The organism is Streptomyces luteolus, from assembly GCF_029968015.1.
Lineage (GTDB): Bacteria > Actinomycetota > Actinomycetes > Streptomycetales > Streptomycetaceae > Streptomyces > Streptomyces luteolus.
This window is the reverse complement of record NZ_JASCIS010000007.1, coordinates 26,750-45,748: the sequence shown is the minus strand read 5'-3', so window position 1 is coordinate 45,748 and position 18,999 is coordinate 26,750. Positions and strand designations below refer to the sequence as shown.

The window sequence follows — 18,999 nt, the reverse complement described above, 5'->3', positions numbered from 1 at the left end:
GGCCCGTCTCCCCGGTTTTCGCGGGCCCGCGACGCCTGGCACGCTCTCCCTGCTCCGGGGCTCGGCACGCTCCCTCGGCCTCCGGGGCGCGCGCCGACGCACCGTCCCCCAACCTTCGGCCGCTTCCCCAGCCTTCGGCCGGGAGGTGCCATCCCGGAGCAGGGAGGTACCCCGAGTCGAGCAGAGCCGAGTCGAGCGGAGCCGGGCCCGGTTGAGCAGAGCCGAGTCGAGCGGAGCCCGGTCGGGCCGAGGCGGCTCGGTGGGGGATGCAGGATGCAGGATGGACTCCATGGATCTGCGCATCTTCACCGAGCCCCAGCAGGGGGCCACCTACGACACGCTGCTGACCGTCGCGAAGGCCACCGAGGACCTGGGCTTCGACGCCTTCTTCCGGTCCGACCACTATCTGCGGATGGGATCGAGCGACGGCCTGCCCGGCCCGACCGACGCCTGGATCACCCTGGCCGGTCTCGCCCGTGAGACCCGCCGGATCCGGCTCGGCACCCTGATGACGGCCGGTACGTTCCGGCTGCCCGGCGTGCTCGCCATCCAGGTCGCGCAGATCGACCAGATGTCCGGCGGCCGTGTCGAACTGGGCCTGGGCGCGGGCTGGTTCGAGGAGGAGCACACCGCGTACGGCATTCCGTTCCCGAAGGAGAAGTTCGCCCGCCTCGAGGAGCAGCTGGCGATCGTCACGGGCCTGTGGGGTACGAAGGTCGGCGAGACCTTCGACTTCGACGGCAGGCACTACCGCCTCGCCGACTCGCCCGCCCTTCCCAAGCCCGTCCAGCGGAAGATCCCGGTGCTGATCGGCGGCCACGGCGCGACCCGCACACCGCGTCTCGCCGCGCGGTACGCGGACGAGTTCAACATCCCGTTCGCGTCGATCGAGGACAGCGAGCGCCAGTTCGGCCGGGTGCGTGCGGCCGCCGAGCAGTTCGGCCGGGCGCCCGACGCGCTGGTGTACTCCAACGCCCTGGTCGTCTGCGTCGGCAAGGACGAGGCGGAGGTGGCCCGGCGTGCCCAGGCCATCGGCCGCGATGTGACCGAGCTGCGCGCCAACGGCCTGGCCGGTTCGCCCGCCGAGGTCGTCGACAAGCTCGGCCGGTACGCGGAGATCGGCTCGCGCCGCGTGTACCTGCAGATTCTCGACCTGGACGATCTGGAGCACCTGGAGCTCATCTCGTCGCAGGTGCAGTCCCAGCTGTCCTGAACGCGGGGCCGGGGCGACGGCCCCGGAGGAGCCCGGCTGATCCCCGGCTGATCCCCGGCTGATCCCCGGCTGATCCCTCTCGCCCCCGTTCGCTAGGGTGTCGCGCCGTACGAGCCCGGCGGCGCGCGGGGCGAGGGGGACCGGGCATGCCCGGTGGACGCAGGGGGACACGTGAACAAGGTGCGCAGCGGCAGTGCCGCGGCCTGGATACACGCGCTGGCGAGCCTCGCTGTCGGGGCGGCGGCGCTCCTGACGCTCGGCGTGAACTGGTTCGACGCGACCACCGCGGGCGTCGTCGCCATCGCCGTGGCCCTGGTCGGCCTGGTCCGCGAGGCGCAGCACGGAGACCGCGCCCGGCGCCGCCACGTACACCTCGCGGGCCTGCTCCTGGGCCTGGCCGCGGCCTGCGTCGGCCAACTGGCGCCGGGAATCCTCGGGTTGCTCACCCTCTGAGCCGTACCTGGCCCACCTCATCCGTACGATCGCGACTTCTCCGTACGATCGCGCGCCGCGTCCCGGGTCCCTAGGATTCGAGTGTGGTTGAGATCTCCGATGAACTGATCAGGCTGGAACGCTTCGCGGAGGAAGAGCGGGCGAAGCTCGCGGGCCTCTCCGGCGAGGCGTACGACGCACAGCGGGAGCGATGGCGCCAGGCCTCGGTGGACGTGCAGTCCGCGATCGCCCGGCACGCGGAGGCGACGGGCCGGAGCCGGGAAGCCGTCGAGGAGGACGTGCTGAAGGCGGCCCGCCGGGCGGACGAGGACCCGGCGGAGTAACCGGCTCAGGTTTCTTCCGTACGGACGGGCAGCAGGAGCGGTCGCTTCGCCGTGCGGCCGCCGCCGGACGAGCGGCCGGTGAGGCGGCGGCGCAGCCATGGCCCGAGGAAACCGGCGGCCCAGCGCAGCTCGTCGGCGAGGGTTCGCCAGGCCCCCGCCGGGCCGCTGCCGCGTCCGGCGGGGGCCTGGTCCGGTAGGGGGCGCGTCCAGCTGTCGTCGCTGTCCGGCAGGCCGAGGGCGTGCGCGAGGGCGGACGCTATGCGCAGATGGCCGAGCGGGCTCGCGTGCAGCCGGTCGGGGCTCCACAGGCGCGGGTCCATGACCACCGGATGCCGGTGCGTCTCGGCGACGACGACCCCGTGCCGCCGCGCCGCCCGGCGGACCCGGTCGTTGAGCCCGGCGATCCGCGGGCTCAGCGGACGCGCGAGCGGGGTGAGCCGCGCCGGGTCGGGGAACGTCACGGTGACGACGCGGGCGCCCTGCGCGGTGAGCGCGGCGAACATCGCCTCCAGGTGACCGGCCACGGCATCGGCGTCGAACGACGGCCGCAGCACGTCGTTCACCCCGGCGACCACGGTGGCCAGATCGGGCCGCAGGGCGAGCGCGGCGTCCAGCTGTTCCGCGCGCACCTGCCCGGCGAGCCGGCCGCGCACCGCGAGATTGGCGTACGTCAACTCCGGGCTGTGGAGCACCAGTTGATCGGCGAGGCGGTCGGCGAAGCCGCGCAGCCCCGAGGTGTCGTCGCCGTCGCCGAGCCCTTCGGTCTGGCTGTCGCCGAGAGCCACGTAGCGGGCGTATGTGCGGTGCCCTGCGGGGTGGGCGGGGCTCCGGTCAGGCATCGGCGGCCGCCTGGCGGTCGCGCAGGACGGTGATCGCGCGCTCGCACCAGTCGAGGTTGCCCCGCTCGAAGGCGAGGCCGCGCAGGCAGGTCAGATACGGGCCGATCGGCCGGCCGTGGCGCAGGAACTCCGCCTCGGCGCGCTCGCCGCGCATGGTCCGCAGGAGGCGCTCGAAGAGGTCGACCTTGTCCTGCGCGAAGCCGATGCGGTCGGTGAGCTGGGCGATCAGGGTGTCGGTGTCGACGCGGTCGGCGGCCTGCACCTTGACCATCAGATCGTCGCGCAGGACGGACGGCTTGGCGGTGGCGGCCGTGAACTTCTCCAGCTCGGCGAGGCCGGTGCCGGTGACGGTGAACATCCGCTTGTTGGGGCGGCCGTCCTGGACCACTTCGCGGCCGGAGATCAGGCCGCCCTGTTCGAGCCGGGCCAATTCGGCGTAGAGCTGCTGCGGCTTCGCGTACCAGAAGTTGGCCACGCCCAGGTCGAAGGCCTTGGCCAGCTGGTACCCGCTCCGCTCCTCGTCGAGCAGCGCGGCGAGAACGGCGTGGCGCAGCGTCATGGGTCGACTCCTCGGGCCTGTCGGGGCGATCGGTTCCTGCGGTCTGGTCAGCGACGCATACCCATGATACTCAAGAAACTGACTAGTCAGGTTCATGAGTATGTGGCGATGAGGAGCGAGCAATGGCAACGACAGACCGCTTCCAGAAAGCTGTGGAGAACGGTGAACTCGGCGCCCTGGACGAGCTGTTCACCGATGACATCCGTCTCTACAGCCCGGTGAAGTTCACGCCCTTCGAGGGCAAGGCGATGGTCCTCGGCCTCTTCGGGGTCCTGCTGCGCACCTTCGAGGAGTTCCGCTACGTCGGCCGGTACGCGGGCACGGCCGAGACCAGCGCGGACGGCCGTGCGTGTCCGTCGACTGTGCTGGTCTTCCGGGCCCTCGTGAACGGCCGGGAGATCCACGGCATCGACCTGCTGCACTTCGACCCCGAGGGGCGGATCAAGGAGTTCACGGTGATGGTCCGGCCGCAGTCCGCCGTACACGCACTGGGGGAAGCGGTGTTGGCGGGCCTGGTGGCGGACGGCCTGGTCCCGGATCCGGGAGCGTGAGGCCGGTCCGTAAGGCGGTTCGTACGTCCTGAGTGGCGGGCGGCCAGGCACCGGAAAAGACTGGACGCCGGGACCGCCACTCGCCGACCCCGGCCACCCCGTACGTACGTACGTCAGGACGTAAGGACCACGACATGGGCTTCCTCAACCGCAAGGACCTCGGCCTGCTCGCCATCCGCCTCGGCACGGGCGGTGTGCTCGTCGCGCACGGCACGCAGAAGCTGTTCGGCTGGTTCGGCGGTGGCGGGATCGACGGTACGGCGCGGGGGATGGAGGCGATGGGCTTCCGCCCCGCCCGGCCGAGCGCGGTCGCCGCGGGACTGGGTGAGGCGGGCGGCGGGGCGCTGCTCGCCCTCGGCGCGGCCACGCCGGCGGCGGGTGCGGCGGCCGCGGGGGCCATGGCGGGCGCGGTCGCGGTGCACAGCCGGGCCGGTTTCTTCGCCATGCAGGGCGGCTACGAGTACCCGGCCTACCTGGGCTTCGTCGCCGCGGGCCTCGGCCTGTCGGGCCCCGGCCGCTACTCCTTCGACCACGTCACCCGGCACCGCCTCGACCAGCCCGTCACCCTCGCCCTCGCCTTCGCGGCGAGCGCCGTCGCGGCGGCCGTGGTCGTGGGCCGCAGGGAGCGAGCGATGGCCGGGCAGGAGGAGGCCGAGTAGGCGCGCCGCGCCCCGGGCCGTACGGTGACGGCCATGGGTGAGGACGGAGAGCGGCAGCTCGGCGACGTACAGCGGACGCACTGGCAGCAGACGTACGGGGCGCACCCCGGGATGTACGGCGAGGAGCCCTCCGCCCCGGCGCGGCACGCGGCGGCGGTGTTCCGCGCGGCGGGCGCGGAGCGCGTACTGGAACTGGGCGCGGGACACGGCCGCGACAGCCTCGCGTTCGCCCGTGCGGGATTCGCCGTACGGGCCACGGACTTCAGCCCCGCCGGCCTCGACCAGCTGCGCGAGGCGGCGGGCGCGGCGGGGCTCGCGGAGCGGGTGGCGACGGCCGTGCACGACGTACGCGAGCCGCTGCCGCTGCCGGACGCGTCCGTGGACGCGGTGTTCGCGCACATGCTGCTGTGCATGGCGCTGTCGACGGAGGAGATCCGCGCGGCCGTCGCGGAGATCCGCCGCGTGCTGCGGCCGGGCGGCGTCCTCGTCTACACCGTGCGCCACACGGGCGACGCCCACTACGGCACGGGCACACCCCACGGCGACGACATCTGGGAACACGGCGGCTTCGCCGTCCACTTCTTCCCCCGCGCGCTGGTCGACGCCCTGGCGGAGGGCTGGACCCTGACCGAGGTCCACCCCTTCGAGGAGGGCGAACTCCCCCGCAGGCTGTGGCGGGTCACGCAGTCGGTGCCCGGGCCCGAGTAGCTGAACCCGCGACCTACACCCCCGCCTCATAGCAACTCCGCGAGACATAACTGCTGATCTCCTCCTTGCGCAGCGCGCACAGGTCCCCCTTCAGCTTCCGCGCCCGTACGACATGCGGGTCGTCGCCCGGTGCCAGGGCGAGGAGGTCGATGACGTGCAGGGCCTCCTGGACGCGGCCCGTGTCGCGGAGGCGGGTCGCCGTGTCGAGGACCGCCTGCCGCAGCCAGCGCAACGCGGCCGCGGTCGAGGTCAGTTGACGGGCCGCGCCCTCCCGGGTCGCCGCCCCCTCTCCGAGGCCGCGGTACTTCCCCCTGGTCGGCGACCTCACGCAGGTTCAAAGCCGTCGAGGAGGCAACGGGTCGCCCCATCAGGACCTAGCCAGGGGACGCCCCCGCTTTAGCGGGGTGGGGAATGGCTTCTCTGGGCTGCTCTGGCCTCAACTGGGTGCGCGGATTTGCGCTGTTCACCGTTACCGCCTTTCTGCCGCACTAGACTTATCGCGTGTGTATAGTGATCACGTGACTGTGGCCAGGAAGGTTCGCCGGTTCTCCGGCGGCGTGTATGACCTCGGGCTCCACGTGGTGTGGTGTCCGAAGTACCGCCGTCCGGTTCTCGGCGGCCGGGTCGCGGAACGCCTGGACGAACTGATCCGGCAGAAGGCGGAGGAACGCGGCTGGGAGATCATCACCCTTGAGGTGATGTCCGACCGCGTCCACCTCTTCGTCAAGCACGACCCGAAGTCGTCGGCCTCGTACGTGGCGAACCAGTTCAAGGGCTTCACTTCCCACGTGCTGCGGGCGGAGTTCCCGCACTTGAAGTCGCGGATGCCCACGCTGTGGTCGTCGTCGTACTTCGCGGCATCGGCCGGTGCGGTATCGGCGGCGACGGTCGAGAAGTACATCAACACCCAGTGGGAACGTCCGTTGAAGAAGGGGGACGGCTCGTGATCCGCGCGTACAAGTTCCTCCTGCGTCCCACGGCCCGTCAGACGGCCGCGCTGGGCGAGATGCTGCGGGATCACTGCTCGCTGTACAACGGCGCCCTCCAGGAACGCCGGGATGCCTACCGGCACAGCGCGAAGACGAGCATCAAGTACGGCGACCAGTCCGCGCAGCTCAAGGAGATCCGGGCGTTCGACCCCGAGCGTCAGGGACGCTGGTCGTTCTCCTCCCAGCAGGCCACCCTTCGCCGCCTGCACAAGGCATTCGCCGCGTTCTTCCGCCGCGTGAAGGGCGGGCAGACTCCGGGCTACCCGCGCTTCAAGGGCGTCGGGCACTTCGACACCGTCACCTTCCCCAAGGACGGTGACGGCTGCCGCTGGGACAGTACGCCCCACGACCCGCAGACCCGCGTCCGCCTCCAAGGCGTCGGGCACATCCGCGTGCACCAGCACCGGCCTGTGCGCGGCCGGGTCAAGACGATCAGTGTGAAGCGTGAGGGAAACCGCTGGTACGTTGTCCTGTCCTGCGACGAGGTGCCCGTCGAGCAGCTGCCGGACACGGGCGCGGTGGTCGGCATCGACATGGGCGTCACCCACTTCCTGACCACCTCCGACGGCGAGCACATCGCCAACCCCCGCTTCCTCGAAGCAGTGGCCGACGAACTCGCCGAAGCGCAGCGGCACCTCGCCACGTTCCCCAAGCGCACCAGGCGGCGCACCAAAAGCACACCGAGCCGCTACCCGCCGGGTGGCGAAGCTGTACGCGAAGATCCGCCGCAAGCGTCTGGACCACGCGCACAAGACCGCGCTCACCCTCGTGCGCGACCACGACATCATCGCCCACGAGCGGCTCAACACCGCGGGCATGACCAAGAACCCCGACCCCAAGCCCGACCCCGAACAGCCCGGCAGCTTCCTGCCGAACGGCGCCGCCGCCAAGACCGGACTCAACCGCAGCATCCTCGACGCGGGTTGGGGGGTGTTCCTCGCGATCCTCACCAACAAGGCTGAAAGCGCTGGTCGGACCGTCATCGCCGTGGACCCCCGCAACACCTCCCGCACGTGCCCGTCCTGCGGGCACGCCGCGAAGGAGAACCGCGCCACCCAAGCGAAGTTCCGGTGCACGGCGTGCGGGTTCGCGGCGAACGCGGACCATGTCGGCGCGACGAACGTCCTCAACAGGGCCGGGCTGGCCCTCTGCGCGGCGGCCTAGCCACCGACACAGGAAGCCCGCGCGTTCACGCGCGGGTGGAGTCACCGTAGGTTCCGGCGCGCGGGCGCGGTCGGGCGCGCCCGGCCGTGCGCACCGTCGGCGCGCTCAGGCGCGATGCACGACCTCCCCGCCCGTCATCGTCAGCGCGATCGGCCCCTCGGCCAGTTCGTCGGCGGGCGCGTCCACCGGGTCGACGGTGAACGCCGTCAGGTCCGCCCGGTATCCCGGCGCGATCCGGCCCGAGACGTCCTGTTCGCCGGCCGCGAGCGCGGCGTGCGAGGTGTACCCCTCCAGGGCCATCAGACCCGTCAGCGCCTGCCCGGCAAGGACCGGGGAGACCTCCGGGCGCCCGGGAAGCCTGCGCAGCCGTGCCGTGGCGAGCACCTCGCGCGGGTCGTAGTGCGCGATCGGCCAGTCCGAGCCGAGGGCCAGGGTCGCCCCGGCGTCCCGCAGGTCGCGGCAGCGCCAGGCCCGCCCGGCCCGCTCCTCGCCGACCCGCTTCGACCACTCGTCGGTGTGGTCGGCGCGGGTGTACGCGGTGTGCGTGGGCTGCATCGAGGCGGCCACGCCGAGCCGCGCGAACCGCTCCAGCTGTCCGGTGGGCACGGTCTCGATGTGCTCGATCCGGTGCAGCGACCTCTCCTGAGGGCACGTCAACTGCTCGACAGTGTCCAGGACATGGCGTACGGCGGCGTCCCCGATGGCGTGCGTGGCGGTGCGCACCCCGGCCCGTGCGAGGTGGTGCACGGCGGCGGTGTACGCGGCCGGGTCCGGCCAGAACGCCTCCGTGCCCTGGCCGTGGCAGTCGGCGTGCTCCAGCCAGGCCGTGCCGCCCTCGACCGTTCCGTCCATGAAGAACTTCACGCCCCCGACCCGCCAGTGCCGACCCCGTTCACGCTGCAGCGCGACGAGGTGGTCCAGGCCCGCCGTGTCCGTGCCCGGCATGCACCACGGCGCGATCCGCAGCCGCACCGGCAGGGCCCCGGCCTCCGCCTCGCAGCCCGCGAGCAGGTCGAGCACGCCGACGCCCTGGAGGTCCATGACGTGCGCCCCGGTGAGTCCGGTCGCGGCCATGTCGCGCAGCAGCTTCAGCAGCCGGGACCGGCGTACGGAGGCGTCCTCGGACGGCAGGACCGGCTGCATGAGGTCCATCGCGGCCGGTTCGATCAGATGCCCGGTGGGCCGCCGGTCCGCGTCGCACACCACCCGCGCGCGCTGCGCGAACTCGCGCGGCCCGTCGATCCCGGCGGCCTGGAGGGCCGGGCCGCTGGCGAGCGCCGAGTGGCCGTCGTACAGGCGCAGGAAGGCCGGTACGCCGCCGAGCGCCGGGTCGATCAGGTCGTGGTGGACGGCGCGGCCGCCGAAGGTGTTGTGGTCCAGGCCGTAGCCGGTGACCCACGTGCCGGGTGCGGCCGCGCGGGCGGCGTCGGCGAGCGCGGCGCGCAGCTCGTCCAGGTCGCGGCAGCCCGACAGGTCGAGGCCGGTGGCCATCTCCAGGCCGAGGACGGGGTGGCTGTGCCCGTCGACGAGCCCGGGGGTGAGCGTGGCGCCGCCCAGGTCGACGACCTCGGTGTGCGCGCCGCGCCAGTCCCGGACGTCCGCCTCCTCCCCGACGGCGACGATCCGGCCGTCCTTGACCGCGACGGCCGTGGCCGAGGGGCGCTCGGGGTCGAGGGTGCGGATACGGGCGCCGGTCAGGACGGTGTCGGCGACGGCGGACAGCGGGCGCGGGGTCGGGTGGGACACGGAGGCGGTTCCTTGCGTGGTGAGGGGGCTGGTGGTTCGGGTCGTACGAGGAATTCGGGTCGTACGAGGAAGGGGTGCGGCCCGTCAGTCCTCCGGCTCGGCCGCGAAGCGCGCGTACACCTCGGGGCGCGTCCGGCGGATCCGCAGGGCGACGGCGACGCCGAGGGCGAAGGCGGCCGGGACGGTGAGGACGAGCAGGGCGTTGGTGGTGAACGGGGCCGCCGTCATCAGGTCGATCTTCGTGATCACCAGCCACAGCGCGCCCACCATCAGCGCGGTCGCGGCGACCGGCACGACCGCGGTGCGCCAGCGGCCCTCCTCGTGCCGGACCCGGCGGAAGAAGCAGAACACGGCGACGGCGGTGACGGCCTGCAGCGCCAACAGGCCGATCATTCCCGGGGTGTTCATCCACAGCAGGAGCTGCTGGTACGGGTCGGCGTCGGCGAGCACGAAGCCCGCGACGATCACCAGGGCGAGGACGCTCTGCGCGAGCCCGGCGACGTACGGGGAGCGGTGGCGGGGGTGGACCCGGCCGAGCGCGGGCGGCAGCACGCCTTCCTCGGCGAGGGAGAGCGCGTACCGGTTGATCGCGTTGTGGAAGGCCAGTTGCGAGGCGATGATGCTGGTCACGATGAAGACGTGCATGAGCGCGGCCGCCCAGTCGCCGACGTACTGCGAGGTGGCGGTGAAGAACAGGCCGAGCGGGTCGTCGGCGACGGCCTTCAGGACCTGGGAGCTGCCGAAGGCCTGGATGACGATCCACACGCTGAACGCGTAGAACAGGCCGAGGAATCCGACGGCGATGAAGGTGGCGCGCGGGATGGTGCGGCCGGGGTCGCGGGCCTCGCGCCGGTAGATGGCGGTCGACTCGAAGCCGGTGAACGCGGCGAAGGCGAAGGCGAGCACGGCGCCGGTGCCGGGCACGAGGACGTTGGACGGCGCGAACGAGTCCAGGGCGAGGCCCTCGGCGCCGCCGTCCAGGAGCACCCCGCCGGCGAGCAGGACGAGGATGCCGGTCTCCGCGAGCAGCAGGACGCCGAGGACCTTCGCGCCGAACTCGATGCTGCGGTAGCCGAGGAACCAGATCACGCCCACGCCCGCGAACGCGATCACCGGCCACGGCACGTCCACACCCCACAGCGCCTTCAGCGCGTCCTGGGTGCCGGTGGCGAGCAGCCCGTACACACCGATCTGCATGCCGTTGTACGCGAGCAGGGCGAGCGTGGCCGCGCCGAAACCGGCCGGGCGGCCGAGGCCGCGGGTGATGAACGCGTAGAAGCCGCCGCCGTGCCGCACATGCCGGGTCATGGTCGTGAAGCCGACGGCGAAGAGGGCGAGCGTGGCACCCGCGATGAGATAGCCGACGGGCGCGCCGAGGCCGCCGACGCCGATGGCGAGCGGGGCGACCCCGGCCATCACGGTCAGCGGCGCGGCGGCCGAGACGACGAAGAACGCGATGTCGGCGACGCCGAGGCGGGCCCGGCGCAGGCCGGGGGAGTGCTGCTGCGATTCGGGTGCGGTTGCGGCGGTGCGCTGCGGCACGACGCCTTCGGGTGCCCCCTTGCGGGGTGCGGACTCTACGTCCATGGCGCGCGGCCCTTCGTCGGGAGTCGGGATCCGGGATCCGGGATCCGGGATCCGGGATCCGGGAGTCGGGATTCGGGATCCGGGATTCGGGATCCGGGATTCGGGATCCGGGATTCGGGATTCGCGGAGCGGGCGGCGGGCCGTGAGCGTGCGGAGGGGTGGGACGCCGGAGGAACCGCCGAAACCTAAACCGTTTCGGTTTAGGCAATGTAGAGGGCGCCCGTACGATTCGGGAAGACCTCGCGACAGGAGAAACCACATGGGGCGGCCCCGGAAGGCCCTGCTCGACCGGGCGCGCATCGGCGCGACGGCCCTCCAACTCGTCGACGAGAAGGGCGACTTCACCGTCCCCGAGGTCGCCCGCAGGCTCGGCGTGCAGACCGCGTCGGTGTATCACCACGTGGACGGCCGGGCCGGAGTCGTCGAGCTGGTCCGCGAGCGCGTGGTCGAGAGCCTCGACCCCGCCACCCTCGACCTCCACCCCTGGGACGCCGCCCTTGAGGCCTGGGCCCGCTCCTACCGTGCCGCCTTCGCCGCCCACCCCCGGGCGATCTCCCTCCTGATGACTTCCCCGGTGCGCGTGCCCCGCGTCATCGCGCAGTACGAGCGGGTCGCCGGGCTCCTCACGGACGCGGGCTTCGCCCGGGACGAGGTCATGCCGGTCATCACGGGCCTCGACAACCTCGTCCTCGGCTCTGCCCTGGACATGTCGGCGCCCGAGGTGATGTGGGTCGTCGAGGACGAGTCGGCGGCCCCGCGCCTGGCCGCCGCCCAGAAGGTCACGGGCCCGGCCCGCGCCGACCGCGCCTTCGACCTGACGCTCGCGGGGTTCCTGGCGCACTGCCGGGGGCTCGCGGGCTCCGATCCCGGACCCGAAAACCCCTGACCCTCGCGGCGACCCTCCGGGTACCTTGAGGGCGTTCGCAGCTGTGTTCGCACCCCGCGCGCGCAGCTCAGGCCCTGTTTCGAGGCGTACCCACCGTGTTCCTGACGATCAGCACCACCGGCACCCACGACCGCCCCGCCACCGACCTCGGGTTCCTTCTGCACAAGCATCCCGAGAAGGCGCAGGCGTTCTCCACCTCCCACGGCCGCGCGCACGTCTTCTACCCGGAGGCGAGCGCGGAGCGCTGCACGGCGGCGCTGCTCCTGGAGGTGGACCCGGTGGCGCTGGTACGGCGCGGCAAGGGCAAGGGGCGGGGCGGCGCGGCGGACGCGGCCCTCGCGCAGTACGTCAACGACCGGCCGTACGCCGCCTCCTCGCTGCTCGCCGTCGCCCTCAGCGCCGTCTTCAAGAGCGCCCTCAACGGGAGCTGCGCGGCCCGGCCCGAGCTGGTCGGCCGCCCGCTGCCGCTGCGGATCGAGGTGCCGGTGCTGCCCGCGCGCGGCGGCGCCGAGCTCGTGGAGAAGCTCTTCGGCCCGCTCGGCTGGACCGTCACCGCCGAACCGGTCGCCCTCGACACCCGGTTCCCCGAGTGGGGCGACTCGCGGTACGTACGGCTCGTACTGGAAGGCGAGGCCCCACTCGCCGAAGCCCTGCGGCAGTTGTACGTCCTGCTGCCCGTGCTCGACGACACCAAGCACTACTGGGTCGCGCCCGACGAGGTCGACAAGCTGCTGCGCGCCGGTGAGGGCTGGCTCGCCGAGCACCCCCGGCAGCAGTTGATCGTCAACCGCTATCTCGCGGGCCGCCGCTCACTCACCCGCGAGGCGAACGAACGGCTCGAACTGGTCCGGCTCGCCGACGCCGACGACGTGGACGTCGAGGAGCTCGACAACGCCGTCGACGAGAACGCCGACACCGAGGAGAAGCCCGTGCCTCTGGCTGTGCAGCGGCGCGAGGCGATCCGCACCGCCCTGCGCGCGTCCGGGGCGCACCGTGTGCTCGACCTCGGCTGCGGCCAGGGCCAGTTGGTACAGGCGCTCCTCGGGGACGTGACGTTCACCGAGGTCGTCGGCGTCGACGTGTCGATGCGGGCGCTCACCGTCGCGTCCCGCCGCCTCAAGCTGGAGCGCATGGGCGAGCGGCGGGCCGAGCGCGTCACGCTCCTCCAGGGCTCGCTCGCGTACACCGACAAGCGGCTCAAGGGGTACGACGCGGCCGTGCTCAGCGAGGTGATCGAGCACGTCGACCTGGACCGGCTGCCCGCCGTCGAGTACGCCGTGTTCGGCTCCGCGCGGCCCGCCGTCGTGCTCGTGACCACGCCGAACGTCGAGTACAACGTCCGCTGGGAGACCCTGCCCGCCGGGCACACCCGGCACGGCGACCACCGCTTCGAGTGGAACCGCGAGGAGTTCCGCGGCTGGGCGCGGGCCGTCGCCGAACGGCACGGCTACGACGTGGAGTTCACGCCGGTCGGGCCCGACGACCCGGAGGTCGGACCGCCCACGCAGATGGCCGTCTTCACGCTGCGTACGCACACGGACAGCAGCACCACGAACCCGAAGGGAGCGAAGGCCGCATGAGCACCAGCCCCGAGAACGCAGCCGCGCCCCGCGAACTGCCCGTCACCGACCTGGCCCTCGTCGTCCTCGTCGGCGCCTCCGGGTCCGGCAAGTCATCCTTCGCGCGCAAGCACTTCAAGCCCACCGAGGTGATCTCCAGCGACTTCTGCCGCGGCCTGGTCTCCGACGACGAGAACGACCAGAGCGCCAGCCGCGACGCCTTCGACGTCCTGCACTACATCGCGGGCAAGCGGCTCGCCGCGGGCCGGCTCACCGTCGTCGACGCCACCAACGTGCAGCAGGACAGCCGCAAGCAGCTCGTCCAGCTGGCCCGGCAGCACGACGTCCTGCCCATCGCGATCGTCCTCGACGTCCCTGAGGAGGTGTGCGCCCGGCGCAACGCCGGGCGCGCCGACCGGGCCGACATGCCGCGCCGCGTCATCGAGCGCCACACCCGCGAGCTCCGGCGCTCCCTGCGGCACCTGGAGCGCGAGGGCTTCCGCAAGGTGCACGTGCTGCGCGGCGTCGACGAGGTCGAGCGGGCCGTGATCCGCCTGGAGAAGCGGTACAACGACCTCAGCCACCTCACCGGCCCCTTCGACATCATCGGCGACATCCACGGCTGCCGCTCCGAGCTCGACACCCTGCTCGGCAAGCTCGGCTATGTGGACGGCGCACACCCCGAGGGACGTAGGGCCGTGTTCGTCGGCGACCTCGTGGACCGCGGCCCGGACAGCCCCGGTGTGCTGCGGCGCGTCATGTCGATGGTGCGGTCCGGCAACGCGCTGTGCGTGCCCGGCAACCACGAGAACAAGTTCGGCCGCTACCTCAAGGGCCGGGGCGTCCAGCACACCCACGGACTGGCCGAGACCATCGCGCAGATGGACGGCGAGAGCGAGGAATTCCGCACGGAGGTAAGGGAGTTCATCGACGGGCTCGTCAGCCACTACGTCCTCGACGAGGGCAAGCTCGTCGTCTGCCACGCGGGCCTGCCCGAGAAGTACCACGGCCGCACGTCAGGACGCGTCCGCTCGCACGCCCTGTACGGCGACACCACCGGCGAGACCGACGAGTTCGGCCTGCCCGTGCGCTACCCGTGGGCCGAGGAGTACCGCGGCCGCGCGGCAGTGGTGTACGGCCACACCCCGGTGCCCAACGCGACCTGGCTGAACAACACCATCTGCCTGGACACCGGTGCGGTCTTCGGCGGCAAGATGACCGCGCTGCGCTGGCCGGAGCGCGAACTCGTCGACGTACCGGCCGAGCAGGTCTGGTACGAACCGGCCAAGCCGCTCGCCACCGAGGCGCCCGGCGGCCACGAGGGACGCCCGCTGGACCTCGCCGACGTGCACGGCCGCCGCAGCGTGGAGACCAGGACCGTCGGCCGGGTCACGGTGCGCGAGGAGAACGCGGCGGCGGCCCTGGAGGTCATGAGCCGCTTCGCGGTCGACCCGCGGCTCCTTCCGTACCTGCCGCCGACGATGGCGCCCACGGCGACCTCGCAGGCCGAGGGCTACTTGGAGCACCCGGCCGAGGCGTTCGCGCAGTACGCGGCGGACGGCGTGGAGCGCGTCGTGTGCGAGGAGAAGCACATGGGCTCGCGGGCCGTGGCCCTGGTGTGCCGGGACGAGGAGGTGGCGCGGGAGCGGTTCGGCACCGAGGGCGTCACCGGCTCCCTCTGCACCCGCACCGGCCGGCCGTTCTTCTCCGACCGGGCGGTCACCGAGGAGATCCTGCGCCGGGTCCGCGCCGCCGTCGACGAGGCCGGACTCTGGGCCGAACTCGACACTCAGTGGCTGCTGTTGGACGCCGAGCTGCTGCCCTGGTCGCTCAAGGCGGGCGGGCTGCTCCGCAGCCAGTACGCGGCGGTGGGCGCCGCCTCCGGTGCCGTGTTCCCGGCGGCGCTCGCCGCGCTCGAAGCGGCCACGGCGCGCGGCGTCGACACCGGTGACCTGGTGGAACGGCAGCGCGCACGGGCCACGGACGCCGAGGCGTTCACCGAGGCCTACCGCCGCTACTGCTGGAGCACGGAGGGCCTGGACGGGGTGCGCCTCGCCCCGTTCCAGATCCTCGCCGCGCAGAGCCGCAGCCTCGCGGGCCTCGGCCACGACGAGCAGCTGGCGCTCCTCGACCGCATGGTGGAGCACGACGGCAGCGGCCTGCTGCAGACCACCCGGCGCCTCTACGTGGACACCGGCGACCCGGCGTCCGTGCGGGCGGGCGTCGACTGGTGGCTGGAGATGACCGGACGCGGCGGCGAGGGCATGGTCGTCAAGCCGGTCCGCGCGCTCGCCCGCGACGGCAAGGGGCACCTCGTCCAGCCCGGCATCAAGTGCCGCGGCCGCGAGTACCTGCGGATCATCTACGGCCCCGAGTACACCCGGCCGGACAACCTGCAGCGGCTGCGCAACCGCTCCCTCGGCCACAAGCGGTCCCTGGCGATCCGCGAGTACGGGCTCGGCCTGGAGGCGCTTGACCGGCTCGCGGAGGGCGAGCCGCTGTGGCGCGTGCACGAGGCGGTCTTCGCGGTCCTCGCGCTCGAATCGGAGCCGGTGGACCCGCGGTTGTAGCGGTCGGGCGAGGGTTCTGGCCGGGCCGCGTCCCGGACTCGTTCACTCGTTCGGGTGTGCCCGGAGGGGATGGGAACCCCTCCGGGCACGTGCCGCGTTGTGAGGGCAGATCGACGGATCGGAGAGGGGGGAGGGGCAGACGTGGACCGGCAGTATCCGCGAGTGACGGCACATCGCCGCCCGCTCGCCGCAGCGTTGTCCGCTCTCCTCGCGGCGGTCGCCTTCCTGCTTCTGCCGTCGTCCACGGCGGCGGCGGAGGTCCAGGCCCAACGCGGGGCCGGTGCAGCCCAGTTCGCACACGGCTCGGCCGGGGTGCAGTTCGGCCACGGCGGCAAGGGCGGCGCGCAGCTTGCGTACGGCCACATCGGCTCGCACCCGGAGACGACACCCCCGCCCCCGTTCCTCACCCCGCGTGCCGGTGAGGCGGCAGGGCACCGGGCGCACGGCGGCCCGGACGGACGGGTCGGCCGGGACGGGCCGCCGGCCTGCCAGGACCTCGCCGTGCCGCGGCCGCGCGGGCCGCCGAGCGGGCCGGAGATACGTCAAGTGCCGGTCGACGCCTGACCGTTGCTCGCCGTGGAGGCGGGTGCGGGTCCGGGCCGCGGTTCCGGCTGCCCGTACCCGCCCATCGATCCCCTCCCCGGGAGAACCATGTCTCGCGCGCCCCTGTGGCGAGCGGTCGTCGCGCTCTGCGTGATCGCCGCCTCGCTCTTCTTCGCCCTCACCCAGTCCGCCCGCCTGGGCCTCGACCTGCGCGGCGGCACCCAGATCGTCCTCCAGACCGAGGACTCGCCCACGACCCGGGCCGACGCCGAGTCGACGCAGCGCGCCCTCGAAGTACTGCGCCAGCGCGTCGACGCCCTCGGGGTCTCCGAGCCGAGCCTGACCCGCTCCGGCGACGACCGCATCATCGTCGAACTGCCCGGCGTCCAGGACCCGCGCGAGGCCGCCGAGGTCATCGGCCGCACCGCGCAGCTCACCGTGCACCCGGTGGAAGGAGTCACCGGCAAGAAGCCGCAGGCCGACAGCGGGAAGCAGGACGCGGGCGCGGCCCGCACGCTGCCCGACCCCGACCAGAAGGGCGCGTATCTGAAACTCGGTGAGGCGGCGCTCACCGGTGACGGGGTGCGGGACGCGGAGGCCGTGCTCGATCAGCAGAACATGGCCGGCTGGGTGGTGAACCTCAAGTTCCGCAAGGCGGCCGGGGAGGACTGGGCCCGCGTCACCGGCGAGGCGGCCTGCGCGCCGCAGGGCGACCCGAAGCGGCGGGTCGCCATCGTCCTCGACGGGCGGGTCATCTCCGCGCCGAGTGTGAACCCGGACGTGGCCTGCCGCGTCGGCATCACCGGCGGCAACACCCAGATCACCGGCGGCTTCCAGCAGCCCGAGGCCGAGGAGCTGGCCGCCCTCGTCAAGGGCGGCGCCCTGCCGGTGCCCGTGGAGGTCGTCGAGCAGCGCACCGTCGGCCCCACCCTCGGCGCCGACGCCATCGCCGCGAGCGCCCAGGCCGCGATCATCGGCCTGGCCCTCACCGGCCTGTTCATCATTGTGGTCTACCGCCTCCTCGGCTTCCTCGCCACCCTCGCCCTCGCGCTGTACGGACTCATCTCGTACGCGGCGCTCGTCGCCCTCGGCGCGACGCTGACGCTGCCCGGGCTCGCCGGGTTCGTCCTCGCCGTCGGCATGGCCGTGGACGCCAACGTCCTGGTGTTCGAGCGGGCCCGCGAGGAATACCTGGGCGCCCGGACGAAGAGCGCGGCGGGCCGCCTCGACAAGCCGCTGACCAACGGCTTCGCCAAGGCATGGAGCGCGGTCGTCGACTCCAATGTGACGACCCTGCTCGCCGCCGGGCTGCTGTTCTTCTTCGCCGTCGGCCCGGTCAAGGGCTTCGGCGTCACCCTCTCCATCGGCGTCATCGCCTCGATGGTCTCCGCGCTCGTCATCACCCGCGTCCTCGCCGAGTTCGCGGTCTCACGGGGCTTCGTGCGCAAGCGGCCCGCGCTCACCGGGATCACGTCTACGGGCCGGGTGCGGTCCTGGCTCGCCCGGCGGGACCCGCGCCTGGTGCACCACCGGCGCCGCTGGCTCGGCGCCAGCGCCCTGCTCGTCGCCGTCGCGATCGGCGGCATCGCGCTGCGCGGCCTCGACTTCGGCGTGGAGTTCACCGGCGGCCGTCTCGTCGAGTACAGCACCAGCAGACCCGTTGCCGTGGACACCGCCCGCGAGGCCGTCGCGGACGCCGGGTTCCCACGCGCCGTGGTCCAGGAGTCGGGCGAGGGCGACATCTCGGTACGTACGGAACGCCTCAGCAATGACGAGCAGCACACCATCAAGGAGGCCCTGGAGCGGCCCGGTGGCCAAGTGACCGTGGAACGGGACGAGTTGATCGGTCCGAGCCTCGGCGACGAGCTGCGGCAGAAGGCCCTGATCGCGCTCGGCGTGGCGGTCGCGGCCCAACTCCTCTATCTCAGCGTCCGGTTCCGCTGGACGTTCGCAGCGGCCGCGGTCGCGGCGATGGTGCATGACGTGCTGCTCGTCGTGGGCCTGTTCGCCTGGCTGGGCAAGCCCGTGGACAGCGTGTTCCTCGCGGCCCTGCTCACCGTGATCGGCTACTCCGTCAACGACACGGTGGTGGTCTTCGACCGGGTACGCGAGGGCCGCCGCCGCGATCCGCGCACGAACCTGGTCGACGTCGCCAACACGGCCGTCGTGCAGACGCTGCCGCGCACCGTGAACACCGGCATGGGCGCCCTGTTCGTCCTGGCCGCGCTGGCCGTGCTCGGCGGGGACTCGCTCGCGGACTTCTCCGTCGCGCTGATCGCGGGAGTCCTCGTCGGCATGGCGTCGACGATCGGTACGGCGGTGCCGCTGGCGGTGAGTCTGGAGCAGCGCTGGCCCACCGAGACCAGGCCGTCGAAGCGCCCCCGCGGTGACGGCCCAAGGGGTGGCCCCCTGGGAGACCGCCGCGGCGACTCGGGGGCGGTGGTCTGACGCCCGCCACAGCTTCGGGGCTCCGCCCCGGTCCCCGGGCCGCAGCCTCGGGGCTCCGCCCCGGTCCCCCGGGCCGCAGCCTCGGGGCTCCGCCCCGGGCCCCGACTTCGCGGCCGTCGTTCGGCTTGCCCGCCGTCGTGGCTGGTCGCGCAGTTCCCCGCGCCCCTGAAGGGGCACGTGATTCAGCCCCTCCGGCGTTTGA

The 18,999-nt window shown here is 72.8% G+C and carries 17 protein-coding genes and 1 pseudogene; 13 read left to right on the top strand and 5 right to left on the bottom strand.

The features are described from left to right. Positions 1-289 precede the first annotated feature (289 nt). The 3 genes from QIT00_RS08890 (at position 290) to QIT00_RS08880 (ending at position 1,989) form a co-directional block, all read left to right on the top strand. Positions 290-1,213, top strand: coding sequence for an LLM class F420-dependent oxidoreductase (locus tag QIT00_RS08890; protein ID WP_282534594.1), 924 nt, complete (start codon positions 290-292; stop codon positions 1,211-1,213). A 171-nt stretch (positions 1,214-1,384) separates the two neighbouring features. Beyond that, positions 1,385-1,666: a hypothetical protein gene (locus QIT00_RS08885; protein WP_282534593.1), complete on the top strand. Its 282-nt coding sequence runs from the start codon at positions 1,385-1,387 to the stop codon at positions 1,664-1,666. 83 nt (positions 1,667-1,749) lie between these two features. Continuing rightward, the gene (locus QIT00_RS08880) at positions 1,750-1,989 is read left to right on the top strand and encodes a hypothetical protein (protein WP_282534592.1); all 240 of its coding nucleotides are present in this window, start codon (positions 1,750-1,752) and stop codon (positions 1,987-1,989) included. Positions 1,990-1,994: 5 nt separating this feature from the next. Here the strand turns inward: QIT00_RS08880 and QIT00_RS08875 are convergent, their stop codons facing one another. Both QIT00_RS08875 and QIT00_RS08870 read right to left on the bottom strand, forming a co-directional pair. After that, the gene (locus tag QIT00_RS08875; RefSeq protein ID WP_282534591.1) at positions 1,995-2,828 is read right to left on the bottom strand and encodes an SGNH/GDSL hydrolase family protein; all 834 of its coding nucleotides are present in this window, start codon (positions 2,826-2,828) and stop codon (positions 1,995-1,997) included. Continuing rightward, a complete protein-coding gene (locus tag QIT00_RS08870; protein WP_282534590.1) occupies positions 2,821-3,387 on the bottom strand; it encodes a PadR family transcriptional regulator in 567 nt (188 codons plus the stop codon). The genes QIT00_RS08875 and QIT00_RS08870 overlap by 8 nt, the downstream gene beginning before the upstream one ends. Before the next feature lie 122 nt (positions 3,388-3,509). Here QIT00_RS08870 and QIT00_RS08865 point away from each other — a divergent pair, with 122 nt between their 5' ends. The 3 genes from QIT00_RS08865 (at position 3,510) to QIT00_RS08855 (ending at position 5,305) form a co-directional block, all read left to right on the top strand. Next, positions 3,510-3,938: a nuclear transport factor 2 family protein gene (locus QIT00_RS08865; RefSeq protein ID WP_282534589.1), complete on the top strand. Its 429-nt coding sequence runs from the start codon at positions 3,510-3,512 to the stop codon at positions 3,936-3,938. A 134-nt stretch (positions 3,939-4,072) separates the two neighbouring features. Continuing rightward, complete coding sequence (locus tag QIT00_RS08860; RefSeq protein ID WP_282534588.1) at positions 4,073-4,597, top strand: DoxX family protein; 525 nt, start codon at positions 4,073-4,075, stop codon at positions 4,595-4,597. A 33-nt stretch (positions 4,598-4,630) separates the two neighbouring features. Further along, entirely contained in the window at positions 4,631-5,305 is a 675-nt protein-coding gene (locus tag QIT00_RS08855) for a class I SAM-dependent methyltransferase (protein ID WP_282534587.1), read from the top strand. 13 nt (positions 5,306-5,318) lie between these two features. Here the strand turns inward: QIT00_RS08855 and QIT00_RS08850 are convergent, their stop codons facing one another. Continuing rightward, a complete protein-coding gene (locus tag QIT00_RS08850) occupies positions 5,319-5,633 on the bottom strand; it encodes a hypothetical protein (RefSeq protein WP_282534586.1) in 315 nt (104 codons plus the stop codon). 196 nt (positions 5,634-5,829) lie between these two features. On the opposite strand from QIT00_RS08850, the gene tnpA reads away from it, so the two are divergent. Then, on the top strand, positions 5,830-6,252 hold the full coding sequence (tnpA, locus tag QIT00_RS08845) for an IS200/IS605 family transposase (protein WP_282534737.1): 423 nt from the start codon (positions 5,830-5,832) through the stop codon (positions 6,250-6,252). Then, positions 6,249-7,458: pseudogene (locus tag QIT00_RS08840) on the top strand (RNA-guided endonuclease InsQ/TnpB family protein). Before tnpA ends, QIT00_RS08840 begins: the two are co-directional and overlap by 4 nt. 105 nt (positions 7,459-7,563) lie before the next feature. Here QIT00_RS08840 and QIT00_RS08835 read toward each other — a convergent pair. Beyond that, a complete protein-coding gene (locus QIT00_RS08835; protein ID WP_282534736.1) occupies positions 7,564-9,180 on the bottom strand; it encodes an amidohydrolase in 1,617 nt (538 codons plus the stop codon). Between the two features lie 108 nt (positions 9,181-9,288). Further along, positions 9,289-10,791 carry an APC family permease gene (locus QIT00_RS08830; protein ID WP_282534585.1) on the bottom strand — a complete coding sequence of 501 codons (1,503 nt, stop codon included), beginning with the start codon at positions 10,789-10,791 and terminating at the stop codon, positions 9,289-9,291. Positions 10,792-11,050: 259 nt separating this feature from the next. Between QIT00_RS08830 and QIT00_RS08825 the strand changes: the two genes are divergently transcribed. The 5 genes from QIT00_RS08825 (at position 11,051) to secD (ending at position 18,797) form a co-directional block, all read left to right on the top strand. Then, complete coding sequence (locus QIT00_RS08825; RefSeq protein WP_282534584.1) at positions 11,051-11,677, top strand: TetR/AcrR family transcriptional regulator; 627 nt, start codon at positions 11,051-11,053, stop codon at positions 11,675-11,677. Between the two features lie 95 nt (positions 11,678-11,772). Then, positions 11,773-13,257, top strand: a complete 1,485-nt coding sequence (locus tag QIT00_RS08820; RefSeq protein ID WP_282534583.1) for a 3' terminal RNA ribose 2'-O-methyltransferase Hen1 — start codon at positions 11,773-11,775, stop codon at positions 13,255-13,257. Continuing rightward, positions 13,254-15,806, top strand: coding sequence for a polynucleotide kinase-phosphatase (locus QIT00_RS08815; protein WP_282534582.1), 2,553 nt, complete (start codon positions 13,254-13,256; stop codon positions 15,804-15,806). Before QIT00_RS08820 ends, QIT00_RS08815 begins: the two co-directional genes overlap by 4 nt. Before the next feature lie 162 nt (positions 15,807-15,968). After that, complete coding sequence (locus QIT00_RS08810) at positions 15,969-16,370, top strand: hypothetical protein (protein ID WP_282534581.1); 402 nt, start codon at positions 15,969-15,971, stop codon at positions 16,368-16,370. Positions 16,371-16,457: 87 nt separating this feature from the next. Next, entirely contained in the window at positions 16,458-18,797 is a 2,340-nt protein-coding gene (secD, locus tag QIT00_RS08805; protein ID WP_282534580.1) for a protein translocase subunit SecD, read from the top strand. The last annotated feature ends 202 nt before the right edge of the window (positions 18,798-18,999 follow it).

What these genes read in the sequence shown, in the direction of transcription:
- QIT00_RS08890 (WP_282534594.1), top strand. Translation starts at nt 290, where the DNA reads ATGGATCTGCGCATCTTCACCGAGCCCCAGCAGGGGGCCACCTACGAC.
- QIT00_RS08875 (WP_282534591.1), bottom strand. Translation starts at nt 2,828, where the DNA reads ATGCCTGACCGGAGCCCCGCCCACCCCGCAGGGCACCGCACATACGCC.
- QIT00_RS08870 (WP_282534590.1), bottom strand. Translation starts at nt 3,387, where the DNA reads ATGACGCTGCGCCACGCCGTTCTCGCCGCGCTGCTCGACGAGGAGCGG.
- QIT00_RS08865 (WP_282534589.1), top strand. Translation starts at nt 3,510, where the DNA reads ATGGCAACGACAGACCGCTTCCAGAAAGCTGTGGAGAACGGTGAACTC.
- QIT00_RS08860 (WP_282534588.1), top strand. Translation starts at nt 4,073, where the DNA reads ATGGGCTTCCTCAACCGCAAGGACCTCGGCCTGCTCGCCATCCGCCTC.
- QIT00_RS08855 (WP_282534587.1), top strand. Translation starts at nt 4,631, where the DNA reads ATGGGTGAGGACGGAGAGCGGCAGCTCGGCGACGTACAGCGGACGCAC.
- QIT00_RS08830 (WP_282534585.1), bottom strand. Translation starts at nt 10,791, where the DNA reads ATGGACGTAGAGTCCGCACCCCGCAAGGGGGCACCCGAAGGCGTCGTG.
- QIT00_RS08825 (WP_282534584.1), top strand. Translation starts at nt 11,051, where the DNA reads ATGGGGCGGCCCCGGAAGGCCCTGCTCGACCGGGCGCGCATCGGCGCG.
- QIT00_RS08815 (WP_282534582.1), top strand. Translation starts at nt 13,254, where the DNA reads ATGAGCACCAGCCCCGAGAACGCAGCCGCGCCCCGCGAACTGCCCGTC.
- secD (WP_282534580.1), top strand. Translation starts at nt 16,458, where the DNA reads ATGTCTCGCGCGCCCCTGTGGCGAGCGGTCGTCGCGCTCTGCGTGATC.